At 67.4% G+C, this 5,006-nt stretch carries 6 protein-coding genes; 2 read left to right on the top strand and 4 right to left on the bottom strand.

Annotated elements, in window-relative coordinates:
* The coding region (locus VGF64_07290) for an IS110 family transposase (protein HEY1634543.1) at positions 1–1,107 on the top strand (1,107 nt) is incomplete at its 5' end.
* Between the two features lie 312 nt (positions 1,108–1,419).
* Here VGF64_07290 and VGF64_07285 read toward each other — a convergent pair.
* Together VGF64_07285 and VGF64_07280 are read right to left on the bottom strand one after the other, a co-directional pair.
* Positions 1,420–2,160 carry an iron-containing redox enzyme family protein gene (locus VGF64_07285; protein HEY1634542.1) on the bottom strand — a complete coding sequence of 247 codons (741 nt, stop codon included), beginning with the start codon at positions 2,158–2,160 and terminating at the stop codon, positions 1,420–1,422.
* Between the two features lie 8 nt (positions 2,161–2,168).
* The gene (locus VGF64_07280; GenBank protein HEY1634541.1) at positions 2,169–2,390 is read right to left on the bottom strand and encodes a C2H2 type zinc finger domain-containing protein; all 222 of its coding nucleotides are present in this window, start codon (positions 2,388–2,390) and stop codon (positions 2,169–2,171) included.
* Between the two features lie 95 nt (positions 2,391–2,485).
* Here VGF64_07280 and VGF64_07275 point away from each other — a divergent pair, with 95 nt between their 5' ends.
* The gene (locus VGF64_07275; GenBank protein ID HEY1634540.1) at positions 2,486–3,130 is read left to right on the top strand and encodes an NAD(P)-binding domain-containing protein; all 645 of its coding nucleotides are present in this window, start codon (positions 2,486–2,488) and stop codon (positions 3,128–3,130) included.
* A 67-nt stretch (positions 3,131–3,197) separates the two neighbouring features.
* Here the strand turns inward: VGF64_07275 and chrA are convergent, their stop codons facing one another.
* Together chrA and VGF64_07265 are read right to left on the bottom strand one after the other, a co-directional pair.
* The gene (chrA, locus tag VGF64_07270) at positions 3,198–4,379 is read right to left on the bottom strand and encodes a chromate efflux transporter (protein ID HEY1634539.1); all 1,182 of its coding nucleotides are present in this window, start codon (positions 4,377–4,379) and stop codon (positions 3,198–3,200) included.
* Between the two features lie 43 nt (positions 4,380–4,422).
* On the bottom strand, positions 4,423–5,006 hold a 584-nt coding region (locus VGF64_07265; GenBank protein HEY1634538.1), incomplete at its 5' end, for a PH domain-containing protein.

The raw sequence follows: 5,006 nt of genomic DNA, 5'->3' as shown, positions 1-5,006 counted from the left end.
GGGGTGGCGCGCTTCCATGAGCTTGTCGCCCCGTTCGTCGAGGACCCCTCCGAGGTAGTGCTGGCCACCGAGACCGACCGGGGTTTGTTCGTGGGCGCCATGGTGGCCGCCGGCTACCAGGTCATCGCTGTCAACCCGCTGTCGACGTCGCGCTATCGGGAGCGGCACTCGACCTCGGGGGCCAAGTCGGATCCCGGCGATGCCAGGGTGCTGGCCGAGCTGGCCCGCACCGACGCCCACAACCACCGTCCGGTGGCCGGCGACAGCGAGCTGGCCGAGGCGATCAAGGTCCTGGCCCGAGCCCACCAGAGCATGGTCTGGACCCGCCAGCGGCAAGCCAACCAGCTGCGCTCGACCCTGCGGGAGTTCTATCCCGCCGCGCTTACCGCCTTCGACGAACTCGCCGCCCCCCAGGCCCTCGAGGTGCTGGGCATGGCTCCGACGCCAACGCTGGGCCGACGGCTGTCCCGCTCGAAGATCGCCGCCGCTCTGCGCCGAGCAGGCCGCCAGCGCCGGGTGGAGGAACGGGCGGACGAGATTCAGACAGCGCTGCGCTCGGAGCACCTAGAAGCACCTTGCCTGGTGGCGGGAGCTATGGGCGCCAGCGTGGCCGCCCTGGTGGGGGTGATCACCGAGCTCAACGCCCAGATCGACCGGCTCGAGGCGGAGATGATCGAGCATTTTGAGCAGCACCCGGACGCCAAGCTCATCCGCTCCCTGCCAGGACTAGGGATGATCCTCGGCGCCCGGGCGCTCGGCGAGTTCGGGGATGACCCGAACCGCTATGCCGAGGCCAAGTCTCGCAAGAACTACGCCGGTACGTCACCCATCACCAAGGCGTCGGGTACTCGCAAGGTGGTCCTGGCCCGGTTCGCTCGGAACAAGCGTCTCGCCGACACCTGCTATCTGTGGGCTTTTGCTGCGCTGAGCGCCAGCCCCGGAGCGCGGGCCTTTTATGACCAACGAAGGGCTGCCGGCGACACCCACCACCGGGCACTACGCGCCCTCGCTAACCGGCTCGTCGGCATCCTTCATGGGTGCCTGAAGCACGGCACTGTCTACGACGAGCACACAGCCTGGGGCCACCGAACCCGTGTCGCCGCTTGACGATTACGACGGTGGGATGTCTAGTCCTCGTCAGCGACCACTATCGTGCAGTCGGTCACCTCGCCGTCGTCGGTGAAGAGGGCGACGAAGCGGTGCAGCCGATTGCCGCGGTCGGCCAGCCGGGCCACCCCGCTGACCTTGTTTCCCTCGACGTCGTCCGACCGGACGACGTTGCCCTCACCGAGCCGCTGCTCGATGGCAGCGACCAGATTGGCGAAGGCGTCAGTTCAAAGGCCTCATCAGAAGTGGTACCAGTGGCCGCCGATCTCATGGTCGACGTCACCCCAGGTGGATCCGCACAGGGCACAGGGATCACCCTTCGCCATCGCTCTCCTCCTTCGTCGTCAGACCGGCGTCAATCTCCGTCGACAGTTCCCACACTGCGTTCATCATCCGGCGGAGCCGCGCCATGGCGTCGAGAAGCACGGCCAGGATCTCGCCCTCGCGCCCCGCCCGGGTGTACCGAGCGATGAGCTCGACGGTGTCGTGCCCGTGGCCCGCATCGGCCTCGTCGCCCAGCTTGAAGAACTCGAGGCTGGCCTGTCCCAGACCGAGCGCTCGGGCATAGGGCTCGGGAGCCAGGCCCGTGCCTGTTCCAACGCCGTAGCTCAAGGGTAGGTTGCGATCACCCAGGATCTCCAGGCCGTTGACAGCGGTGAAGCCCACCAGCCAGTCCGGATCGCGGGCCCGCTCCCACAGCCACCCGAAGACCTCTGATCCTTCTGACAACACCGGGTGGGCCTCGATTTCGCCGCGGTCAAGACCGACGCTTTCGCCTAGACGGATCAGCAGTTCGTAGTGGTTGTCGTCACCGGCCGGGTCACGCACGACCTCTGACATGAGATTCTCGACTTCGTAGGCGATGACGGCGGGCTCGGGGCAGTTCGAGATGATGGCCCCGACCCAGCGAGGGAACAGCCGCGAGAACTTCGTCCACTGCAGAACGAAGGCCCGGATCACACCGAGCGTCGGCTCGGATGCCATGGCGGCGATCAGCGGGGGCGGATCCCGGAACCACCCGTCGACCACCGCCTCTTCTACCCGACGTCCCATCGCCTCGTTCATCGCCTGATCCGGTCACTCGAGGACCCGCCGTCGGCCAGCGCGTCAGCGAGCAACGATTCGAGGTCGGCAGCCGGCACTCTGTGCATGGTGGCATTGCGGTTGAGCCACATGACGTGGACGCCATCGCTGGCCTCGGCCCGTTCGACCAGATGGGAGGCGAGGGCCGCAAGGTCGGCTGTCTCGATCCCGCAGACGGGACAGACGGCCGATTCGTCCATCTCTCAATGCTACGACGGACGGATCGAGGGCACGAGGGCTGGCTCAGGCAGGCGGGTTAGGTTGGTGGTGAGAAGCTCGATCTGAGGAGGTAACCATGAACCTGACGATCCTCGGGTCGGGCAGCATGGCACACGCCATCGCCGCCCGGGCCCTGGTGGGCGGCCATAGCGTGCAGGTGCTGTCCCGTGATGCGGAGCAGAGCCAGGCCCTGGCCGACGACCTCAGGTCCCTCGCCATCTCGTCCGAGACGGTGGCGGTCGGGCCGCTGGACGAACCGCTCGTCGGCGACCTCGTGGTGCTCGCGGTGCCCTATCCGGCGGCCTTCCTGCTGGTCAGGAGGTACTCCGAGGAGTTGAACGACAAGATCGTGGTCGACATCACCAACCCGGTCAACGACTCCTATGACGGGCTGGTCACCAAGGCCGACACCTCGGCCGCGGAGGAGATCGCGAAGAAGTTGCCAAGTGGCGCAGCCATCGTCAAGGCCTTCAACACCACCTTCGCCAGCACGCTGGCGGCGGGGCAGGTCGCCGGGCAACCGTTGGACGTGTTCCTCGCTGGGGACGATTCTGGCGCCAAGCAGACCGTCGGAGAACTGGTCGAGAGTGGCGGACTGCGCGCTCTCGATACGGGGCCGCTATCGAGCGCCCGAGCCCTGGAAGGTTTCTCGCTCGTGCACATGACGCTGCAACAGAGGCTCGGCACAGGCTTCAAGAGCGCCATCAAGATCGTCAGCTGACGGACCCGCCTCCTCGAGCACCTTGAGGTTGTGGGACACCGCGGGTTTCGTACGACCCGCGCCGTTGTCAGTTCGGAATCGGACCGCCGGTGAGACCGACGGCGACCCCGACCGCAGCCGCACTCACCAGGGTCACGACGGGGCCTCGCCGAAGTAGCAGAAGTAGGACCGCTGCGCCGAGAAGAACCGCATACTGCCACGGCTCAACCAGCGCCCGGGCAAGCGGGATGGCTGCTCCGAGGATGGCGCCGATAGCCGCTGGGCCGGCACCATCGAGAAATGCTCCCGCACGCGTATTGTGTCGGAGCCGCTCGAATTGACGGCCCCCGAGTAGGACGAACGCGAACGACGGCGAGAACGCCACGACCGCGGCCAAGAGCCCACCACCGACGCCGGCCGCCGCGTATCCGACTGCCGCCACCGTCTGCACGACAGGTCCTGGAGTGACCTGGCCGAGAGCTACGGCATTCAGGAACTGGGCGCTCGTCATCCAGTGGTAGTGATTGACGGCGTCGCGCTGCATGAGGGGGATGATGACGAACCCGCCGCCGTAGGACAGGGCACCGACCTTGAAGGCGACCCAGGTGAGGGCGAGCAGGCCGCCGCCGCCCACAACGGCCGCGCTCAGGACAGGAATGGGAATGATGCCGAGGTCGGGGGACCCTCGTCCGAGTGCCTGCCGCACGCTCAGCTCGACCAGGCCACAGCCCAGCAGGACCAGCACCAGCCAGGGGCCGACAATGGCCGCCGCTGCGGCTCCGGCGGCCAAGTACACCAGCCAACGCCCGCGGCTCGCGCGTCGGGCCCGCTGCCAGCTGGCTGGCATCAGATTGGTCCCAGCACGGACGGCCACAGCCGCTACGGCGGCGCCGGCACCGGCGCTCGCACCCTTCACCCAACTCGGCGGCGACCCCTCGAAGAAGACCGCCGACAGACCAAGAATGAGAACCAGGCCAGGGACTATGAAGCTAACGCCTCCGACCAGGGCGCCAGCCGGGCCTCGGAGCCGCCACGCACAGTAGATGGCCAGTTGCGTCGAGGCGGGACCGGGCAACAGGTTGCAGGCAGCGATGGCGTCTTCGAAGTCTGCGGCCCCCATCCACCTGCGCTCGCTCACGCACAACTGGCGCAGGAGAGCGATGTGAGTGGGTGGCCCACCGAAGCCGACGAGGCCGATTCGGCCCCACTCTCGGGCCACGATGGGAAAGCCTGGCTGCGCCGCCGCCGGCCCTTCGGAGTCTGCGGTCACCGCCTGCCGCTACTCAGGCTCGGGCGAGTTCCTCCCGCTCGTCTTAGTCGTCGGGTCCGATGACGACGGGGCCTCCGCGCGGGGGAGTGCCGCTCCTGCCCGGTGTGCCCGACCGGGCTTGCACGAACAGCACGTCGGATATCTCGAGGTAGATGGCATCGGGCGTGGGCACGAAGGTGATCCGCCGCAGCCCCTGGGTCTCGCCCGCCGACTCGATAACGAACTCCCCGTACCCGAGGGCGCGTCCCAAGGGCGAGCGCTTGTACGTCATGTCCTGCACCCTCCGCAGCGGGAGCATGGCGACCCGCCGAGTCGTCAGACCGGTGATGAGCATGACCCGCTGGTCGGTGACGATGAAGATGTTGGCGTTCCATTCGAGGACGCGCCAGATGAGCCACACAACCAAGACCAGCGCAACCAGCCACAGCAGCCTGCTGCCGCTGGAGGAGTAGCTCGCAGTCACCGCCACAGCCACCGCCAGGGCGATGAATGTCGCCACCGCGAGACGGGCGAACATCGCCGGGTGCCGGCGCACGACCACGACCCGCTGCTCGCCGGGGAGCAGGTACCGGTCGAGGTTCATGGCCAGATATCTCGAACGAACACCGATATCTGGTGCAGGACGTG

Source organism: Acidimicrobiales bacterium (assembly GCA_036491125.1).
Lineage (GTDB): Bacteria > Actinomycetota > Acidimicrobiia > Acidimicrobiales > AC-9 > AC-9.
This window is presented reverse-complemented; position numbering and strand designations above follow the sequence as displayed.

What these genes read in the sequence shown, in the direction of transcription:
- VGF64_07280 (HEY1634541.1), bottom strand. Translation starts at nt 2,390, where the DNA reads ATGGACGAATCGGCCGTCTGTCCCGTCTGCGGGATCGAGACAGCCGAC.
- VGF64_07275 (HEY1634540.1), top strand. Translation starts at nt 2,486, where the DNA reads ATGAACCTGACGATCCTCGGGTCGGGCAGCATGGCACACGCCATCGCC.
- VGF64_07285 (HEY1634542.1), bottom strand. Translation starts at nt 2,160, where the DNA reads ATGGGACGTCGGGTAGAAGAGGCGGTGGTCGACGGGTGGTTCCGGGAT.